Source organism: Methylorubrum zatmanii (assembly GCF_014845115.1).
Lineage (GTDB): Bacteria > Pseudomonadota > Alphaproteobacteria > Rhizobiales > Beijerinckiaceae > Methylobacterium > Methylobacterium zatmanii.
In genome coordinates this window covers 1-17,313 of sequence record NZ_NKUI01000075.1, presented here as the reverse complement: position 1 = coordinate 17,313, position 17,313 = coordinate 1, and the positions used below count along the sequence as shown (strand labels likewise).

General features: G+C 68.2%; 18 protein-coding genes and 2 tRNA genes. 12 read left to right on the top strand and 8 right to left on the bottom strand.

The window, feature by feature from the left end:
* Positions 1-154 precede the first annotated feature (154 nt).
* Positions 155-1,249 carry an NAD(P)/FAD-dependent oxidoreductase gene (locus tag MZTS_RS10390; RefSeq protein WP_192283756.1) on the top strand — a complete coding sequence of 365 codons (1,095 nt, stop codon included), beginning with the start codon at positions 155-157 and terminating at the stop codon, positions 1,247-1,249.
* 4 nt (positions 1,250-1,253) lie between these two features.
* Here MZTS_RS10390 and MZTS_RS10385 read toward each other — a convergent pair whose 3' ends face one another.
* A complete protein-coding gene (locus MZTS_RS10385) occupies positions 1,254-2,096 on the bottom strand; it encodes a transglutaminase-like domain-containing protein (protein ID WP_192283754.1) in 843 nt (280 codons plus the stop codon).
* Positions 2,097-2,293: 197 nt separating this feature from the next.
* Between MZTS_RS10385 and MZTS_RS10380 the strand changes: the two genes are divergently transcribed.
* The 10 genes from MZTS_RS10380 to MZTS_RS10335 all read left to right on the top strand — a co-directional run bounded on the left by MZTS_RS10380 (position 2,294) and on the right by MZTS_RS10335 (position 9,033).
* Positions 2,294-3,100 carry a heme ABC transporter permease gene (locus MZTS_RS10380; protein ID WP_192283752.1) on the top strand — a complete coding sequence of 269 codons (807 nt, stop codon included), beginning with the start codon at positions 2,294-2,296 and terminating at the stop codon, positions 3,098-3,100.
* Between the two features lie 8 nt (positions 3,101-3,108).
* A complete protein-coding gene (gene ccmD, locus MZTS_RS10375) occupies positions 3,109-3,261 on the top strand; it encodes a heme exporter protein CcmD (protein WP_192283750.1) in 153 nt (50 codons plus the stop codon).
* Positions 3,262-3,323: 62 nt separating this feature from the next.
* Entirely contained in the window at positions 3,324-3,878 is a 555-nt protein-coding gene (locus MZTS_RS10370) for a DsbE family thiol:disulfide interchange protein (RefSeq protein WP_210329221.1), read from the top strand.
* A gap of 123 nt (positions 3,879-4,001) precedes the next feature.
* Positions 4,002-4,745 carry a (Fe-S)-binding protein gene (locus MZTS_RS10365; RefSeq protein ID WP_192283746.1) on the top strand — a complete coding sequence of 248 codons (744 nt, stop codon included), beginning with the start codon at positions 4,002-4,004 and terminating at the stop codon, positions 4,743-4,745.
* Positions 4,742-6,316 carry a lactate utilization protein B gene (locus MZTS_RS10360; RefSeq protein WP_192283744.1) on the top strand — a complete coding sequence of 525 codons (1,575 nt, stop codon included), beginning with the start codon at positions 4,742-4,744 and terminating at the stop codon, positions 6,314-6,316. Before MZTS_RS10365 ends, MZTS_RS10360 begins: the two co-directional genes overlap by 4 nt.
* A complete protein-coding gene (locus tag MZTS_RS10355; protein ID WP_192283742.1) occupies positions 6,313-6,933 on the top strand; it encodes an LUD domain-containing protein in 621 nt (206 codons plus the stop codon). The genes MZTS_RS10360 and MZTS_RS10355 overlap by 4 nt, the downstream gene beginning before the upstream one ends.
* Before the next feature lie 396 nt (positions 6,934-7,329).
* Positions 7,330-7,791: a 50S ribosomal protein L13 gene (gene rplM, locus MZTS_RS10350; RefSeq protein WP_108940521.1), complete on the top strand. Its 462-nt coding sequence runs from the start codon at positions 7,330-7,332 to the stop codon at positions 7,789-7,791.
* Between the two features lie 2 nt (positions 7,792-7,793).
* Positions 7,794-8,279: a 30S ribosomal protein S9 gene (gene rpsI / locus MZTS_RS10345; protein WP_192283741.1), complete on the top strand. Its 486-nt coding sequence runs from the start codon at positions 7,794-7,796 to the stop codon at positions 8,277-8,279.
* Positions 8,280-8,364: 85 nt separating this feature from the next.
* Positions 8,365-8,742, top strand: a complete 378-nt coding sequence (locus MZTS_RS10340) for a DUF2293 domain-containing protein (protein WP_192283740.1) — start codon at positions 8,365-8,367, stop codon at positions 8,740-8,742.
* A gap of 81 nt (positions 8,743-8,823) precedes the next feature.
* Positions 8,824-9,033 (top strand): TOBE domain-containing protein, encoded by a 210-nt coding sequence (locus tag MZTS_RS10335; RefSeq protein WP_192283739.1) that lies wholly within the window; start codon positions 8,824-8,826, stop codon positions 9,031-9,033.
* Positions 9,034-9,054: 21 nt separating this feature from the next.
* On the opposite strand, the gene MZTS_RS10330 is transcribed toward MZTS_RS10335, so the two are convergent.
* The 5 genes from MZTS_RS10330 to MZTS_RS10310 form a co-directional block, all read right to left on the bottom strand.
* The gene (locus MZTS_RS10330; RefSeq protein ID WP_192283738.1) at positions 9,055-9,933 is read right to left on the bottom strand and encodes an aldose 1-epimerase family protein; all 879 of its coding nucleotides are present in this window, start codon (positions 9,931-9,933) and stop codon (positions 9,055-9,057) included.
* Positions 9,934-9,994: 61 nt separating this feature from the next.
* Positions 9,995-11,782: an ABC transporter ATP-binding protein gene (locus MZTS_RS10325; RefSeq protein WP_192283737.1), complete on the bottom strand. Its 1,788-nt coding sequence runs from the start codon at positions 11,780-11,782 to the stop codon at positions 9,995-9,997.
* A gap of 1,466 nt (positions 11,783-13,248) precedes the next feature.
* A tRNA-Phe gene (locus MZTS_RS10320) sits at positions 13,249-13,324 on the bottom strand.
* A 114-nt stretch (positions 13,325-13,438) separates the two neighbouring features.
* The gene (yacG, locus tag MZTS_RS10315) at positions 13,439-13,645 is read right to left on the bottom strand and encodes a DNA gyrase inhibitor YacG (protein ID WP_281397030.1); all 207 of its coding nucleotides are present in this window, start codon (positions 13,643-13,645) and stop codon (positions 13,439-13,441) included.
* Positions 13,642-14,313: a Maf-like protein gene (locus tag MZTS_RS10310; protein WP_192283736.1), complete on the bottom strand. Its 672-nt coding sequence runs from the start codon at positions 14,311-14,313 to the stop codon at positions 13,642-13,644. The genes yacG and MZTS_RS10310 overlap by 4 nt, the downstream gene beginning before the upstream one ends.
* A 142-nt stretch (positions 14,314-14,455) precedes the next feature.
* Here MZTS_RS10310 and MZTS_RS10305 point away from each other — a divergent pair.
* A tRNA-Thr gene (locus tag MZTS_RS10305) sits at positions 14,456-14,531 on the top strand.
* 661 nt (positions 14,532-15,192) lie between these two features.
* Here the strand turns inward: MZTS_RS10305 and MZTS_RS10300 are convergent.
* Complete coding sequence (locus tag MZTS_RS10300; protein WP_009862583.1) at positions 15,193-15,480, bottom strand: hypothetical protein; 288 nt, start codon at positions 15,478-15,480, stop codon at positions 15,193-15,195.
* Between the two features lie 129 nt (positions 15,481-15,609).
* Positions 15,610-17,313 (bottom strand): TonB-dependent receptor (locus tag MZTS_RS10295; RefSeq protein ID WP_192283735.1); only part of this gene is annotated, 1,704 nt, incomplete at its 5' end.

The following is a 17,313-nucleotide window of genomic DNA, read 5'->3' as shown; positions in this document are numbered from 1 at the left end:
TGTCGAGCGGACGGCCGAGCCGGCTCCCCAGGGGCAGAATCCGTTCTCGGTGGAAGAGATCGAGGCCGAGTTCGCGCGCCTGCTCGGCCGTCCGCTCGACAACAAGGGCTGAGGCTCGCACGCGCGCTTCGAGCATTCGCCGAACGGGAGAGACATGGACGCGCTCGTCGTCGGAGCGGGGGTGGTCGGGCTCGCGGTGGCGCGGGCCCTGGCTCAGCGTGGGCACGCGGTGATCGTGGCCGAAGCGGCGGAGGCGATCGGCACCGGCGTCTCGGCCCGCAGCTCCGAGGTGATCCATGGCGGGATGTATTATCCGCCGGGCTCGGTCCGCGCCCGCCACTGCGTCGAGGGCCGCCGCCGGTTGGTCGCCTTCTGCGAAAGCCACGGCGTTCCCTACCGCCTTTGCGGCAAGCTGATCGTCGCCACCCGGCCCGAGGAGCGCGCCGCCCTCGAAACGATTTTCGCCCGCGGGGCTGCGAACGGCGTCGAAGACCTCGCCTGGATGGAGCGCGAGGAGGCGGTCGCCCTCGAGCCGGCGCTTGCCTGCGTCGCCGCCCTGCACTCGCCCGCCACCGGCATCGTCGATAGCCACGCCCTGATGCTGGCTCTGCTCGGCGATATCGAGGATGCGGGGGGCGTGCTGGCGCTGCGCACGCCGATCCAAGTGGCCGAGCGCCGCGACGGGCGGTGGCAGGTGCGCTTCGGCGGCGAGACGCCGGATGTCCTCACCGTCGATGCCGTCGTCAACGCCGCCGGCCTGGGCGCGCAGGCCCTGGCCCGCCGGATCGACGGCGTCGCGGCCGAGACTGTGCCGCGCCAAGTGCTCGCCAAGGGCAGCTATTTCGGTTGCACCGGCAAGCCGGCCTTCTCGCGGCTGATCTACCCGGCCCCGGTCGAGGGGGGCTTGGGCATCCATCTCACCCTGGATCTCGCCGGGCGGATGCGATTCGGTCCCGATGTCGAATGGGTCGATGCCCCCGATTACACGGTCGATCCGACGCGGGCTGCGGCCTTCGCGGCGGCGATCCGGCGCTACTGGCCGGGCCTGCCGGAGGGGCGCCTGACGCCGGATTATGCCGGCCTGCGCCCGAAGCTGACCGGACCCGGCGAGCCGGCGGCGGATTTCCGGATCGACGGTCCGGAGACCCACGGCCTGCCGGGGTTGGTCCAGCTCTACGGCATCGAGAGCCCTGGCCTGACCTCGTCCCTGTCGCTGGCCGAAGAGGTCGCCGGCCGGCTGGGGGGATAGGGCGTCAGGCGGCGTGTCTCACATGGCTGATGGGGGTGCCGTCGGCCACCTCGTCGGTATGGACCGCGAAGTGGACGAGCCGGGCCGTTCCGAAGCTGGTGGAGATCGCGCAATCCGTGGCGTCGCGGCCGCGGGCCATGACGATGCGGCCGATCCGGGGCGTGTTGTGGCGGGCATCGAATGTGTACCAGCGCCCGCCGAGATAGACCTCGAACCAAGCCGAGAAATCCATCGGATCCGGCACCGGCGGCACGCCGATATCGCCGAGATAGCCGGTGCAATAGCGGGCCGGGATGTTCATGCAGCGGCAGAAGGCGATGGCGAGATGCGCGTAGTCGCGGCACACGCCGACCTGCTGGTGGTAGCCGTCGAAGGCCGTGCGGGTCGCGTCCGCCCGCTGATAGTCGAAGCGGATGCGCGTGTGCACGTAATCGACGATGGCCTGGACCCGCGCCCAGCCCTCCGGCGTCTGGCCGAAGAGCTGCCACGCGATGGCGCAGAGCCTGTCGGTGTCGCAGTAGCGGCTCGCCATCAGGTAGAGCATGACATCGTCGGGCAGAGCCTCGACCGGAACCTGCGCGGCTTCCGGCGCGACCACGTCGGGCAGCCCTGAATCCGCGACCAGAACATCCGCCGAGAGGGTGAGGCGGCCGGCCGGCGCCAGAATGCGGGTGCAGACATTGCCGAACGCGTCGAGCGTCCGCCGCTGCGGGATCGGGGGATCGAAGCGGATTGTCTCGGGACTGCGCAGATCGTTCTGGCGGGATGGGTGAACGCTGAGAAGGAGCGACATCGGCGTCGGAGCATCCATCTCGAACGTGATGTCGTAACCGGTCTGAATGAGCATGAGGCGGCCCGTGACTGCGCTTTTCAGTCCCGGCAAGTACAGTCGCACCCGGGATGAGGCATCAAGCGCCTGAGATCCGGAACGTTCCGGCGCTGCGATGCACAAATGTTCGGCATCGACCGGAGATGCGGGGAAGCGCGACCGGGACCATGGCACGCATTGCCGCTGCAGCGCACTCAGCGGTATGGAGGCATCCCATGTGGACCGCCCTCTGGAACCGCCTCGCCCATCCGGGCCATTTCCTGCGCTGGTCGGGCACCGCTTTGCCCTGGCTCGCGGCGGCCTCGGCCCTGCTCGTCGCGGCCGGGCTCTACCTCACCTTCTTCGTCGTGCCCCCGGACTACCAGCAGGGCGACACCGTGCGGATCATGTACGTGCATGTCCCGGCCGCGATCCTCGGCATGGGCTTCTACGGCGCGATGACGCTCTCCGCGATCGGCACCCTGGTCTGGCGTCACCCGCTGGCCGACGTGTCGCAGCGGGCCGCCGCGCCGATCGGCGCCGCCTTCACCCTGATCTGCCTCGTTACCGGCTCGCTCTGGGGCAAGCCGATGTGGGGCACCTACTGGGTTTGGGATGCGCGTCTGACCTCGATGCTGGTGCTGTTCCTGATCTATTGCGGCATCATCGCCCTGTGGCGGACCATTGAGGATCCGAGCCGGGCGGCGCGGGCGGTGTCGATCCTGACCCTGGTCGGCGCGGTCAATCTGCCGATCATCAAATTCTCGGTGAACTGGTGGTCGACGCTGCATCAGCCGGCCTCGATCCTGCGCATGGGCGGCTCGTCGATCGATGCCTCGATGCTCTATCCGCTTCTGGAGATGGTGCTGGCCCTGACGCTGCTCGGCGTGACGCTGCACCTCCAGGCGATGCGCACCGAGATCTATCGCCGCCGCGTGCGCACGCTGCTGATCCGGCAGGCCGAGCGGCTCGATGCCGGCGCCCAGGGGCTGGCCCCGGTCACCCGGGCGGCCGCACCCCTCCCCATGGGTCAGGCGATCTGAGACGCGCGATGGATTTCGGACCCTACGCTTCCTTCATCGGCGGGGCCTACGGCTTCGCGGCCCTGGTGCTCGGCGCCTTGATCGTCAACGGCTGGCGCGACGGCCGGGCCCAGCGGCGGGCGCTCGCCGCATTGCAGGACGAGCGGGGAGAGCAGGCGTGAGCACGGATGGCCGCGACACCTCTCCCACCGAGGATCGGGAGCGGCCCCGCCGCTCGCTCCTGATGCTCCTGCCGGTCCTCGTCTTCGCGGTGCTGGCGGTGGCCTTCTTCGTGCGCCTGCGCTCCGGTGCCGACCCGCAGGCTCTGCCCTCGGCGCTGATCGGCAAGCCGGTGCCGGCCTTCGCCCTCGGCCCGGTTCCGGGGCTCGAGGCCGGCGGCAAGCCGGTGCCCGGCCTGTCGAGCGCCGATCTGAAGGGCCAAGTGACGGTCCTCAACGTCTTCGCCTCGTGGTGCGCGCCCTGCCAGGTCGAGCATCCGATGCTGATGCGCCTCGGGCAGGAGCCCGGCATCCGTCTGGTCGGCATCGACTACAAGGATCCGGGTGAGGCCGGGCGGCGCTGGCTGGACCGTCACGGCCTGCCGTTCTCGGCGGTCGGTGCCGACGCGACCGGCCGCGCCGGGATCGATCTCGGCGTCTACGGCGTGCCGGAGACCTTCATCGTCGGACCCGATGGCATCATCCGCGACAAGCTGGTCGGCATCCTGACGCCGGAGAACTATGCCAGCGTTCTGGAGCGTATTCGTGCCGCCGGCCGGCCCGCTCCCGTGACGAACTGACCGGAACGTCAGCCCGCGCTTGGAAACCTGAGATCGGAGGCGTATTGCAGCCTGGGCTGGCTTGAAACCGTTCCAAGGTAAGCAAGCCGCCGCTTTCGGCTGAAACCACGATCAAAGAGCGCCATGCGGATCGGGCTGTTCGTCCCCTGCTACGTCGATGCCTTCGAGCCGGAGGTCGGCATCGCCACGCTGGAACTGCTGGAACGTTTCGGCCTCACCGTCGAATACCCCTACGACCAGACCTGCTGTGGCCAGCCGATGACCAATACCGGCTGCCATCAGGAGGCGGCCGCCACCGAGGCCCTGTTCGTCGAGAATTTTTCCGGCTTCGACTACATCGTCGCCCCGTCCGGCTCCTGCGTGCATCAGGTCCGTGAGCATCTCACCGCGATTCCGCAGACGGACGAAGTGAAGGCGGTGCGGGCCAAGACCTTCGAACTGGTCGAGTTCCTGCACGATGTTCTCAAGATCGAGGCGCTGCCCTGGGCCGAGTTCCCGCACAAGGTCGCCTATCACTCGAACTGCAACGCCTTGCGCGGCATCGGCCATGCCCGGCCGACGGAGCTGAACCGGCCGTTCTTCTCCAAGCCCCTCAACCTGCTGAAGAAGGTGAAGGGACTCGAGATCGTCGATCTGACCCGGCCCGACGAGTGCTGCGGCTTCGGCGGCACCTTCTCGGTGTTCGAGCCGGGGGTGTCGGCCAAGATGGGCTACGACAAGGTGACCGATCAGGCCCGCGCCGGCGCCGCCTACGTGGTCTCGGCCGATTCCTCCTGCCTGATGCATCAGAAGGGCTGCGCGGAACGTCTCGGCCTGCCGCAGAAATACATCCACATCGCCCAGGTGCTGAACGGAGCCGCCGCATGAGCGCCGACGATCTGACCCCGCGCCAGACCGAGGACGTTCTCCACCGCGAGGTGCGCGCCCCCTCCGACGAGAGCGAGCGCGGCCCCGGCGGCGAGCGGCTCCAGCACGCGGAAGCCGCCTCGAAGCCGATCCGGGCCGATGCCCCGCGCGAGCCGCAGCCCCGCGGCGCCAAGGTGCGCGGCAACAGGCCGATCGATCAGGCGGAGGCCGCCGAGCGCTTCCTCGCCGCGCCGCTGCACCAGAAGGCCCATGACGAGCGCCTGTGGGACGTGCGCCGCAAGCGCGACGTCGCCGCCCACGGCATCCCCGAATGGGAGGAGCTGCGGGAGCTTGCCTCGCAGATCAAGACCCACACCCTGACCCATCTCGACCACTACCTCGAACAGTTCGAGGCGGCGGCCAAGGCCAACGGCGTCCATGTCCATTGGGCGGAAGACGGGGCGGCGCATAACCGGATCGTCCTCGACATCCTGAAGAAGCACGGCGCCAAGTCGTTGGTGAAGTCGAAGTCGATGCTCACCGAAGAATGCGGCTTCCGCCACTTCATGGCGGCCAACGACATCGCGGTGATCGAGACCGATCTCGGCGAGCGCATCCAGCAGCTCGACGAGGAAGAGCCGAGCCACGTGGTGATGCCGGCGGTCCACAAGACCCGCCTCGACGTCGCCGAGGTGTTCGCCCGGACCCTCGGCACCGACCCGGACAACGACGACGCGCATTACCTCGCCGAGAGCCAGCGCGAGACCACCCGGCCGCTGATCCTTCAGGCCGATGCCGGGCTCACCGGCTGCAACTTCGCCATCGCCGAGACCGGCACGGTGGTGACCTGCACCAACGAGGGCAATGCCGACCTCTCCGGCAACGTGCCGCCGCTGCAGATCCATTCCATCGGCATCGAGAAGCTGATCCCGAAGGTCGAGCATCTCGGCGTGTTCATCCGCCTGCTGTCGCGCTCGGCGCTGGGCTCGCCGATCACCCAGTACACCTCGCATTTCCGGGGCCCCCGCGCGGGCACCGAGATGCACATGGTGCTGGTCGATAACGGCCGCTCGGAGCGGCTGGCGATGGAGGAGTTCTGGACCTCGCTCAAATGCATCCGCTGCGGCGCCTGCATGAACACCTGCCCGGTCTACCGGCGCTCCGGCGGCCTCTCCTACGGCGCGACCTATTCCGGCCCGATCGGGCTCATCATCGATCCGACCTTCAACAAGCGGAAATACTCGACCCTGCCGTTCTCCTCGACCATGAACGGCTCCTGCACCAATGTCTGCCCGGTCAAGATCAACATCCACGAGCAGATCTTCGCGTGGCGCAAGGTGCTGGCGGAGGAGCACCGGATCCCCTTGCTCAAGCAGGGCATGATGAAGGCGGCCGGCGCGGTGCTGAGCCGGCCGGCGGCCTATCGCGCGGCGATCCAGACCGCCGATTCGGCCCTGCGCGTGCTGCCGCGCTTCGCCGTCTACAACCCGGCCAATACCTGGGGGAAGAAGCGCGAGATGCCCCACGCCCCGCGCCAGAGCTTCCACGCCTGGTACCGGCAGAATCGCATGAAGAAGGAGACGGACGCGTGAGCGCCCGCGACGCCATCCTGTCCCGGTTGCGGGCGAATCGTCCGGCCGGCGATTTCCCGCTGCCCGAGGTGCCGGCCTTCGCGCCCCTGGTCGGCGACGACCTCGTTGCCGAATTCACCGAACGTCTGGCCAAGATGGGCGGGCGGGTCGAGGCGGCGGGCGGCCCGGCCGATCCCTTCGCGCCGGTGCGGCATCGCTTGAACGGTGCCGCAGTGATCGCCTCCGCCGTGCCGGAATTGTCCGGCAACCGCGATCTCGCCACGGTGCGAAAGCCCGGCGATCTCGCGGATGTCGATGTCGCGGTGGTGCGGGCGCGCTTCGGCGTGGCCGAGACCGGCTCGGTGCTGTTCACGGAAGGCGACCTGATCGTGAACTCCGTCGCCTATCTCGCCCAGCACCTGATCGTGCTGCTTGATCCCGCCGATCTCGTCGTGAACATCCAGGCGGCCTACCGCCGGCCGGAGTTCGGGCAGGCGGCCTATGCCGTGCTCCATACCGGCCCGTCCGCCACCGCCGATATCGAGGGCGTGCTGATCCACGGCGCGCAAGGCGTGCGCTCCCTCACCGTGCTTCTCTTGCCGCGTGGAGTCTTGCCGCGTGGAGCGCAGGAGGCCTGACGGCTTGGCGGAGCGGTCCGCCGCGTTTGTGCCACGCGGGATGAATTTTTTTGCCAGAAGGGCGGATTAAAACGAAATACGGCCCGTTGATTCAGGTGTTCCGGTTGAGACTGGACGAATCTCCAAACTCCGCCCGCCCGGCTCGCACCGAGGCGGGTTTTTTCTTGCCGCCCGCCCTGCCGGGCACTTATCCGGCTCATGGTCCGCGCGGGTTTGCGCGGTATCCTGATACCGCAAGACCAAAGGTATTCGTTTCATTGCGCTTTTTTCGCCAGAACCTGTTTGACGTGCCTTGACGCCAACACGAATCCCCCGTAGTGACCCCGTCGCACGCCGCTGCGTCCTCACCGACGCGGCGGCGCCTTGTTTCAAACGTCACCGGCACGGGAATCGGCCATGAAGACCACTTCGCTGAAGCCCGCCGACGTCGACAAGAAGTGGGTCGTGATCGACGCCGAGGGTCTCGTGGTAGGCCGTCTCGCTTCGATCGTGGCGATGCGCCTGCGTGGTAAGCACAAGGCCGCCTATACCCCCCATGTCGATTGCGGCGACAACGTCATCGTCATCAATGCGGACAAGGTGAAGTTCACCGGCCGCAAGTACGACCAGAAGGTCTACTACCACCACACCGGCTACCCGGGCGGCATCAAGGAGCGCTCGGCGAAGTTCATCCTCGAGGGCCGGTTCCCCGAGCGCGTGGTCGAGAAGGCCGTGGAGCGCATGCTCCCTCGCGGCCCGCTCTTCCGTCAGATCCTGGGGAACCTGCGCGTCTACAAGGGCGCCGCTCACCCCCACGAGGCCCAGCAGCCGCAGGCGCTCGACGTCGGCTCCCTCAACCGTAAGAACGTGAGCGCTTGATCATGGCGACCCTTCAGTCCCTCGCCGATCTCAATCGGGCGAACACCCAGACGAGCAACCCCGAGAACGAGGCGCCCGTCCACGTCCAGAAGCTGGACGCCCAGGGCCGCGCCTACGCCACCGGCAAGCGCAAGGACGCGGTCGCCCGCGTCTGGATCAAGCCCGGCAAGGGCGAGGTCGTGGTCAACGGCCGTCCGGTCGAGACCTACTTCGCCCGTCCGGTGCTGCGCATGATCCTGCGTCAGCCGCTGGAGATCGTCGGCCGCGTCGATCAGTACGACATCATGGTCACCGTGAAGGGTGGCGGTCTCTCCGGTCAGGCCGGCGCCGTGCGCCACGGCCTCTCCAAGGCCCTGACCTATTACGAGCCGGAGCTGCGCTCGCCGCTCAAGCGCGAGGGCTTCCTGACCCGCGATCCGCGCGTGGTCGAGCGGAAGAAGTACGGCCGCAAGAAGGCTCGCCGCAGCTTCCAGTTCTCGAAGCGCTAAGGCGTTTCGTCTGCGAGACTGCACGAAGGGCGGGGCCGCGAGGCTCCGCCCTTCGTCGTTGTAGGGGCCGACAAAAGGGCAAGGCATGAAGAGGGGAGGGAGCCCGGACCGTCCGGCCGAGGCCGCGCCGCCGCTGGATCGCCGTTCCGTCGTGGCCGAGGCTCTGACCCGGCTCGCGCCGCGCCTGCCGGATTTCGAGGCGGAGGCGGTGCTGGACCGGGCGATGCGCAGCCCCGGATTGCGCGGCGCGGTTCCCGAGACCGCGGCTTGGCTCGCGCTGACGGCCTTCGCCCGCCACACCTTCACCGAGTACGACGACCTGCTCGATGACGGCTACGACCGCGACAGCGCCCGGCACTTCGTGCTCGACGACATGAATGCTGTGCTGGCCGAGTGGGGCTGCCGCCGGCGCGTCTCCGAAGAGGCCCAAGAGGATATCCCGGACGATCCGCCCGAAGTCTGAGGGGGAGGTCCGCCGGCCCTTGCTGCCACCCCGCCGTTGGGGCAGGGAGAGCCCCCGTTCCAACGTCGGAGATCGCCTCCCATGAAGCTCAGCGCGCGCAACATCCTCAAGGGCAAGGTCGTGTCGGTCGAGAAGGGCGCGACCACCGCCCATGTGAAGATCGAGATCGCCAGCGGACAGACGATCACCTCGGCCATCACCAACGAGTCGGTCGACGCGCTCGGCCTCAAGGTCGGCGGCGAGGCCTATGCCGTCGTGAAGAGCTCCGACGTCATCGTCGCCGTCGACTGATCGCCCGCGCGAGAAGACTTTTCAGTCCTCGATCGCCAACCGAATCCGGTGCTGGGCGGTGTCGCCCGGCGCCAGCAGCCGCTGCGAGTCCCGTTCCGCCAGTTCGCCCGTGAAGCCGGCCCAGTCGGCATGGCCGGTCCAGGCTTCGAGCGACAGGAACGGTGCGGTCGGTTTGGTCCAGACCGCGAGATGGGGAAAGTCCTCCATCCGCAGGGCGATGGCGCGGCCGTTCGGGGCGGTGAACCGCATGGCCCGGCTCTTCGCATTCAGGAAGACCAGGGCTTCGGTGAACAGCTCCGGGTCGAGAGCCAGGCGCCGGCCGTCCAGGGGCAGCGCCCGCTCGCTGCGCACCAGCAGACCGCCCGCCCCGACCTCCGGAACGAAGGGACGCTCGGCCTCCTCGAACAGAACCGCGTAGCCGCCGCCGGCGCGCCGCTCGCCATCGGCGAAGGGCCAGGGAAAGGCGGGATGGAAGCCCAGGGCATAGGGCAGCGGCGCCTCACCGGGATTGTCGACCCGGATCGTGAAGGCGAGTTTTCGAGGGGAGATGCGGGCTTCGATTCTGAGGCCGAACGAGAAGGGATAGTGCGCCCGCGTCGCCTCGCTGTCGCTGAGGCTCAAGCTGACCGTATCCTCTGTCCGGCTCAACACCGTGAAGGGCAGATCGCGGGCGAAGCCGTGCTGGGCCATGGGGTAGCGCCGGCCCTCCACCTGCACGCTCCCGCCCGAGGAGGCGCCCACCACCGGGAAGAGCCAGGGCGCGTGCCGGTTCCAATGCTCGGGATCCCCACTCCAGAGATAGTCGCGACCCTCCACCTGCCAGGAGACCGGCTCGGCGCCGTGCCGCGCGATCCGCGCGGTGCTGCCGTCCTCGGCCCGGATCTCGATCGTCTCGCCCATCGCCGCCCTGTTCCGCGCTATTGCTCCGCTTGGAAGGGATAGCCGGGACGGGACCTCACCGCTACGGTGCCGGCACCTCGACGGTTCCGTCGGCGGCGTGGCGGTCGATGGCGGGGATGACCTGGGCGGGCGGTCCCGAGGCGACGATGCGGCCGCTCTCCAGCACATGCACCGTATCGGCCCGGCGCAGGGAGGTGAGGCGGTGGGCGATCATGATGATCGTGCGGGTGCCCCCAAGGGCGCCGAGGGCGTCCATCACCGCCGCCTCGGTTTCGCCGTCGAGTGCGCTGGTCGCCTCGTCGAACACGATCACGTCGGGGTCGTGGTAGAGGGCGCGGGCGATGCCGATGCGCTGCCGCTGGCCACCGCTGAGCCGCGCGCCCCGTTCGCCGACACCGGTGTCGTAGCCTTCGGGGAGGGCCGCGACGAAATCGTGCGCGCCGGCCAGCCGAGCCGCCCGCTCCAAAGCGGCGCGGTCGAGGGCGTCGGGCGCGATGCCGAGGGCGATGTTCTCGGCCACCGTCCCGTCGATCAGGAACACGTCCTGCGGCACGTAGCCGATCCGGTTCTGCCAGGCCGGGAGGGTGTCCGCATCGAGCACCGCCCCGTCGATCAGGATCCGCCCCCGCGTCGGCGAGAGGATACCGAGAATCAGCCCGACGAGGGTCGATTTGCCGGAGCCCGTGCGGCCGATCAGGCCGACCGTATTGTGGGCGGGGATCGTCAGGTCGATGCCGTGCAGGGTCGGACGGCCGGGCTCGTAGTCGAAGGCGACGGCTTCGAGACGGATCGCCTGCGCGAACGGCAGGCGCTCGGCGGTGCGGACCGGCTGCTCCCGTTCGCCGGCCAGGGCGTCCACGATCAGGCGCACGCCCGGCAAGTGGAAGCGCAGCTGCGACACCGAGGTGAAGATGTTCTGGAAGGCCGGCAGCATGCGGTAGCCGGCGAAGGCGAACAGGCCGAGCAGCGGCAGCATGCCGGCGGTGTCGAGGCCCTGCGTCAGCGCGTACAGGACGACGGCGATGACGCCGCCGAAGGCAAGCGATTCGATGACGAAGCGCGGCAATTGCCCTGTCAGCAGACTCGCCGCCAGGGCATGGGCGTAGGAGCGGGCCGGGGCGTCGAAGCCGGCGGTGAAGGTCGCTGCCCGGCCGTAGAGCTTCAGTTCGGTCAGGGCCCCGAAGGTTTCCTGCACCACCCGGTAGCGCCCCTCGTTGCCCGCGACCGCTCGGGTGCCGAGCCGGGCGAGCCGGGCGCGCATCACCAGGTAGATGGCGACGTAGAGCCCGCCGAAGCCGCCGCCGAGGATCAGCGCGAGCCGTGGCTGGTAGGCGATCAGGAAGATCACCACCGCCAGAGCCGAAGCCCCGCGTGAGGCGATGACCATGGCCGGCGTCAGCACGCCGACGACCAGCCGGTCGGTCTCACTCAGGACATTCTTGGCCAACTCCGCGCTGTTGGCGCGGGCGAAGAACAGCCGCTCGCGATCGACATAGCGGGCGAGCAGGCGCCGGGCGAAGCCGTATCCGACGAGATGCGAGAACAGAAGCTGGGCGAAGGCGAAGCCGGCATTCACCGCGCTCGTCAGCAGGATCGCGACCAGGGCGGCCAATCCGGTGGCCAGGAGGAAGGCGCGGTCGTCGTGGAGGCCGAGGGCCTCGCGCAAACCCGCCAGGGCGGGGATCCGTGCCGCCGCTCCCGGATCGCCGACCAGGGTCAGGAAGGGCAGGACCGAGGCGACGCCGACCACCTCAAGCAGGGCCGCGAACCCGAGCCCGAGCCCGAGCAGCACCAGCCGGTGCCGGTCGCGCGGCCGCATCACCCGCAGGAGATCGAGGAGCGTCCTCAAACGGTCACCGGGGCGAAACAAGTGGAAGGGGAGGGCGGCTTCGGTCCGGGGCGAGCGGCGCCGGGACTTAAGCCCTGAGGATGAAGAGATCTTTGGACCGCTCGGTCCAGCTCCGGTCGGGGTCTCTAGCATGATGGCCTGAGGGGCCGTCAAGCGCAGGCGCGGCCGCGAGGGAAGGAGCCTTCAATCGACCGAGGGGGGGCAGGCCCGTTCTGCGCCAACCCGGCTCCACGAGCGAAGCCTGCGAAACTGCCTGCACAGATCCGAACAGTCATGTATTCAGAGTGCCGGAGAAGCGGAACCGGAACCTTGGCGGTACGTTCTGCGAGTATGGAACACTACAGATCGGTCTTCGCGACCACCGCCCTCATGGTTGTCGGCTTGCTCGCGGCCTCGCCTCTCTTGAGAGCGCAGGATGTGCCGCCTTTGCGACCGCAGGCGACTCTCGCCACGACCGGTGCCGAAGCGGATACTTGGTCGGATCCGCCGAAGGATAAGGTGCGCGCCGCTTCCTCCTAGGGCGCCGGCGCGGCGGGTGAGGCCGATCACAACAGGCCGTCTGAAGGGGCGCCGAAGCCGGCCTCTTTCACCCTCCTGCCGCCCGAGACCATCGCGTTGTTCGCTGCGAGCGACGTGGTCCAGAAAGGCGATGCTCATCAGAGGCTTCAGGCCGTCCGGCGTCACCGGGCCGCGAAGGTCGCGAGCCGCAGCCGCACGCCCAACCCGGCCGAGGCGCCTGCCGCGACACCTTCGGCGCCTGTTCAGGAGATTCCGGCCGTGCCGCAGCAGAAGGATGCTCGGATCGATCCGATCGGCGATCTCCTGAGAGGCTTGGGCATCGGCCGCAACGGCTGACGCGCGTTTCGGCTGAAGGGATCCGCATCCCACGGTCGGGTTAGCCAATCTGCCGCACGGCACGGGCCACGGCCTCGGCTCGTTGGTGTTCAGGACATCCCTGGACCCGCACCGTGGAGGCCTAAGCCGTGATCCTCGCTGCCGTCGTCATGATTGCCGGAGCCATCGGCGCGATCGCCCTCACCATCGCCGCGCGCCCGAGTGCGGATCGGTTCCTGAAGTGGTGATCGGCCCGGCCACTGCCCTAATCGCTCGATGTCGCGGGCCGTGTGCAACTTCGCGCATCGCTTTGGCGTTATGGCTGCGCGAGGATGACTCTGAGGGTGTGTTCCGTGGCGGCGCTTGTGATGATGGCGGGTGTGGTCGGCGCGGCGGGCACGTTGATCTGCCTGATGCCGCGCCTCGATTCATTCTTCGAGTGGTGAAGCCCTGGTCCGCGCAGAAGGCTGCGTGAAGCTGATGCCTCGTCTCGGATCTGCGGAAAAAGCGTCGCTCCGAAATCGCTGAGATGCCCACGGCGGTTGTGCCGTTTATGCTCGACGCTGAAGGTGCGTGGCGATCGAAAAATCTGATGTTGAGAAGCAAGCCGTTGGTGCGGCTTAGAAATCAGATGGTGCCCAGGGACGGAGTCGAACCGCCGACACTGCGATTTTCAGTCGCATGCTCTACCAACTGAGCTACCTGGGCATCGGCCGCTTCGCTGTGCGGCAGCGGCAGGCGGGGGTATAGTGAAGCGTTCGGAGCCTGTCCAGCCTCTCCAAGGGAGAGGCGAAGCTTTTTTTGCCGGGCACCGGTTTCGCCTCAGTCGGACCTCTCCCCATCAGCCCGGCTGGGCGGGAATGGACGGTCCTCCTCCTCCGGCCCTGGGATCACATACCGCTCGCCGAGCCAGCGCCCGAGGTCGATATCCGCACAGCGCGCCGAGCAGAACGGCTTCGTCTCGGGCATCGCCGGCTTGCCGCAGATGGGGCAGGGCGGCAGTGGCCGCGTCGGCGTAGCGGAACTCAAGAGGCCGCTCCCCAGGCATGTCGGACGGGAAATCCTTCGCCCTCCAGAAGGCTCATCGTCTCGTAGAGCGGCAGGCCGACCACGGCGCTGTGGGAGCCGACCAGCTTCACCGCGAAGGCGGCGGCCAAGCCCTGGATCGCATAGCCTCCGGCCTTGCCTCGCCACTCGCCGGAGGAGAGGTACCCCTCGATCTCGCGGTTCGCGAGGCGTTTGAAGCGGACACGGGTCTCGACCATTCGCTCGCGGAGACGATCCTTCGGAGAAAGGATGCAGACGGCGGTGTAGACGCGGTGCGTACGGCCCGAGAGCAGCCTCAGGCAATCGGCGGCCTCGTCGAGCAATTCGGCCTTCGGCAGCACGCGCCGGCCCACGGCGACCACGGTATCGGCCGAGATCAGATAGGCCTCGCGCAGTTCCTCCCTGCGCCGCGCGGCGGCGCTGGCCGCCTCCAGCTTCTCCCGGGCAAGCCGCCGGGCCAGATCGCGCGGCGATTCGGATTTGCGCGGCGTCTCGTCGATATCCGCCGGCAGCAGCGCATCCGGCTCGATTCCGACCTGTTGCAGCAGGGCGAGCCGCCGCGGCGAGGCGGAAGCCAGCACGAGGGGCGGCCGGTCGCGGGCGCCGGTCGGCTGCGGCTTCACGGCATCGGAAGGAAGAAGCTCGTTCATCGGCGAGGTCTTACGCACAAGCCCGGCGGCACCGCAACGCGGCGGACGGGAGAAGGTACATTCGGAGGCTTGCCAAGGGCGGGGCGGGCGTCTAAGACCCGGCACATTCCGTCAGGCTTCGATTGACCGAGCCGGACGTGACGCCGCAATAGCTCAGCTGGTAGAGCACCTCATTCGTAATGAGGGGGTCGGGGGTTCGAATCCCTCTTGCGGCACCACTCACTTATCGCACGCTGATCGGCGTTGAACGAGAGTGAGCCACCCGAGCCGACCATATCCCGATCGCACCTACCCTGTTGCGGCAGTGCCCGCACAGCTTCCGGCAAGAGAGGCGCAGGGTCGTACCATGTCGCCCAGGGTCAAGTCCTTGGTGCCAGGTCCTTGGTGTCGCTGATATGGGCGATCTCTTCCAATCACCGCATGAAAGAGGCGCTGTCGGGGTCGGGCGAGAGCCTGCTCATGACTTGCCGATTCGCTGGGTGAAATCGAACTTCTCGCTCGCCGCCGCCCGTAGCCAGAAGGACGTCTTGTCGTCCATCTTGAGCCGAGCCGCCGCCTGCGCCGATCCGAGTTAAGGCTAGGCAACCGGAAGGCCGGTACGGCCGCTCGTCCCGTCACGCGTCGCAATTCTGCGCCGTCACGACCTATCGGTTGCTCAGCTGAGCTGAACGTCATGCGCGCGGGCGTGTTGCATCGACTGCAAAGTTAAGTCGTCCATTAGATCAGCCGGACGTTGCGACCGTGGACATGCGGCGTTCTGCCGGACAATCCGGAGGCCACTTCGCGGCACGATGCCGGTGTGGTGGCGCTCCGACCTGAAGCCGCTCGGCAGGGCGGCCGGCTCCGAGAAGCCGGCCGCAACGTCAGGCGGTTGGTCCGCTACCGGGAACCGCCGCCGTTGCCGCCGCCCGCGCTGCCCTGCGGAATGGCACGTTCCGGCTGGCCGGCATTGCCGCCGGCGGCGGAGTCGGTGGTGATGGTGTCGGCACCGGTGGCGCCCGGTGCGATGATATAATCGACGGTGTTGCCGGTCGTGTTGGTCTGGCGCTGGATGATCGTGCCCGGAGGATAAGGGCCGCCGGGGGCGCCCGGCGGCTGGACCTGGGCCATGGCCGCGCCCGAGCCGAGACAGCTCAGGGCGGTGAGGGTGACGACAAGGCGACGCATGTGATGACTCCCGAATGCCGGTCCGGCGGTCCCTGCGTGGGTGGCGTCCGGACGGCGCTGGGCTGGCAAGCGTTCCCGGGCCGGAAGGTTTCCGCGTCGTCCTGCCGCGTGAGGACGGCTGACCGCCGATCACCACGCGATTGTGTAGGCGACCTCGAAGGAGCGTGGGCGCCCCAGCAGCCAGGCGGTGCCGACGCCGTCCACGGCGTTGCCGTCGATCGCGTAGACCTTGTCGAACAGGTTGAAGACTCGGAACGAGAGGCGGGAAGCCGCCGTGACCTGATGGTCGAGGCCGAGATTGACCAGCGTGTAGGCCGGCCGCCGGGCGGTGTTGCCGAAGTCGCTGAACACCTCGCCGACATGCTGGAGGCCGATGCGTCCCTCCCAGTCGCGGGCGAAGGCCCAGTTGACCCAGAGATTGGCGACTTGCTCGGGCACGTTGATCGGCTGCTTGCCGGCATAAGAGACGGCGACGCCGCCGACGGTCTGGGTGAAATCGTCGTATTGCGCGTGCAGCAGCGCGAGATTGGCGTCGATCCGCCAGCCGGGTGCGGGCAGCCACGACACCGCCGCCTCGGCACCGAGGGAGGATTGCTGCCCGACCTGGATGCCGATGGCCGAACTTCCCGGCAGGCGGGAGATCAGGTTGTCCTTGACGATGCGGTAGCCGGCGAGCGTCCACTCGACCGTGCCGCCGAAGGCGAGGCCCTTGGCGCCGAGTTCCACCTGCCGGCCGGTCGAGAGCTGGAACCCGGCGAGCGACTGCGACAGGGTGATCAGGCTGTTCACCGGGTCGGTCGCCGTGGCGTATTGCGCGTAGAGCGAGGTCTCCGGTGTCGGCTCGTAGAGCAGGGCGAAGCGGTAGCCGAGGGCGCGGAACGAGCGCTCGAAGGTGGCGCCGCTGCGCAGATCCTCGCGGTAGAGCTGCGGCGCGTCGAAGCGCACGCCGGTGAGGAAAGAGAGCCGGTCCGTCAGGAACAGCCGGTCCTCGGCGAAGACCGATGCTTGATTCATGCGCGTCGCGTAGGCCGGCGTGGCCCGGCCGTCTGCGGGGAAGAGGCCGGGATCGTATCCGGTCAGCGGCACGCTGGTCGGCGTCTCGGAGAAGGTGAAGTTGTTGGTGTGGCGGAACGCGATGTGATTCACGTCGAAGCCGGCCGAGAACTGGTTGGCGAGGCCGAACAGCGAATGGCGGAAGGTCGCGTCCAGGCGATTTCCGACCTGTTCCTGGTCATGATAGATGTCGAGATAGTCCGAACGGTCGACCAATCCCGTCGAAGGATCGAAGCGATATTGCTCGACATCGCGCCAGTGGCGCTGGCTCTGGAGATGGTAGGCGGTGTTGCGCACGGTGATGTCGGCGCTCGGCGTCCATTCCGTCCTGAATTGCGTCCAGTTATCGGTCCAGGCGATCCTCGCATCGCGGACATTGTAGTTGTTGAAGCGGGTCGCTTCGAGAATCCGGCCGTTCACCAGGGGCGTGCCCCAGTATCGGGTCGGCTCCTGGTAGCCGAAGTCGTGGCTGAGGGTGAAGGCGAGATCCGGGTTCGCCTGGAGCGTGAGCGCGCCCGAAACCGCGAGATTGCGGAAATCGCCTTCGGGCGTGATCCAGCCACCGGCGCGGTTGCCGCTGACATTGAGCCGATAGGCGAGCGAATCGCCGATGGGGCCGGTCGAATCGACCGCCGCGCGGGCGATGCCGTCCTCGCCGAGGCCGAACCGGGCGACGTTGAGCGGGGTGAAGAGCGGCTTCTTCGAGACGACGTTGACGATGCCGCCGATGGCCCCATCCCCATAGAGCACCGAGGCCGGACCGCGCAGCACCTCGATCCG

Excerpts from the sequence above, each read along its gene's own strand:
- MZTS_RS10390 (WP_192283756.1), top strand. The coding sequence starts at position 155 with ATGGACGCGCTCGTCGTCGGAGCGGGGGTGGTCGGGCTCGCGGTGGCG.
- MZTS_RS10385 (WP_192283754.1), bottom strand. The coding sequence starts at position 2,096 with ATGCTCATTCAGACCGGTTACGACATCACGTTCGAGATGGATGCTCCG.
- MZTS_RS10380 (WP_192283752.1), top strand. The coding sequence starts at position 2,294 with ATGTGGACCGCCCTCTGGAACCGCCTCGCCCATCCGGGCCATTTCCTG.
- ccmD (WP_192283750.1), top strand. The coding sequence starts at position 3,109 with ATGGATTTCGGACCCTACGCTTCCTTCATCGGCGGGGCCTACGGCTTC.
- MZTS_RS10370 (WP_210329221.1), top strand. The coding sequence starts at position 3,324 with ATGCTCCTGCCGGTCCTCGTCTTCGCGGTGCTGGCGGTGGCCTTCTTC.
- MZTS_RS10365 (WP_192283746.1), top strand. The coding sequence starts at position 4,002 with ATGCGGATCGGGCTGTTCGTCCCCTGCTACGTCGATGCCTTCGAGCCG.
- MZTS_RS10360 (WP_192283744.1), top strand. The coding sequence starts at position 4,742 with ATGAGCGCCGACGATCTGACCCCGCGCCAGACCGAGGACGTTCTCCAC.
- rplM (WP_108940521.1), top strand. The coding sequence starts at position 7,330 with ATGAAGACCACTTCGCTGAAGCCCGCCGACGTCGACAAGAAGTGGGTC.
- rpsI (WP_192283741.1), top strand. The coding sequence starts at position 7,794 with ATGGCGACCCTTCAGTCCCTCGCCGATCTCAATCGGGCGAACACCCAG.
- MZTS_RS10340 (WP_192283740.1), top strand. The coding sequence starts at position 8,365 with ATGAAGAGGGGAGGGAGCCCGGACCGTCCGGCCGAGGCCGCGCCGCCG.
- MZTS_RS10335 (WP_192283739.1), top strand. The coding sequence starts at position 8,824 with ATGAAGCTCAGCGCGCGCAACATCCTCAAGGGCAAGGTCGTGTCGGTC.
- MZTS_RS10330 (WP_192283738.1), bottom strand. The coding sequence starts at position 9,933 with ATGGGCGAGACGATCGAGATCCGGGCCGAGGACGGCAGCACCGCGCGG.
- MZTS_RS10310 (WP_192283736.1), bottom strand. The coding sequence starts at position 14,313 with ATGAACGAGCTTCTTCCTTCCGATGCCGTGAAGCCGCAGCCGACCGGC.
- MZTS_RS10300 (WP_009862583.1), bottom strand. The coding sequence starts at position 15,480 with ATGCGTCGCCTTGTCGTCACCCTCACCGCCCTGAGCTGTCTCGGCTCG.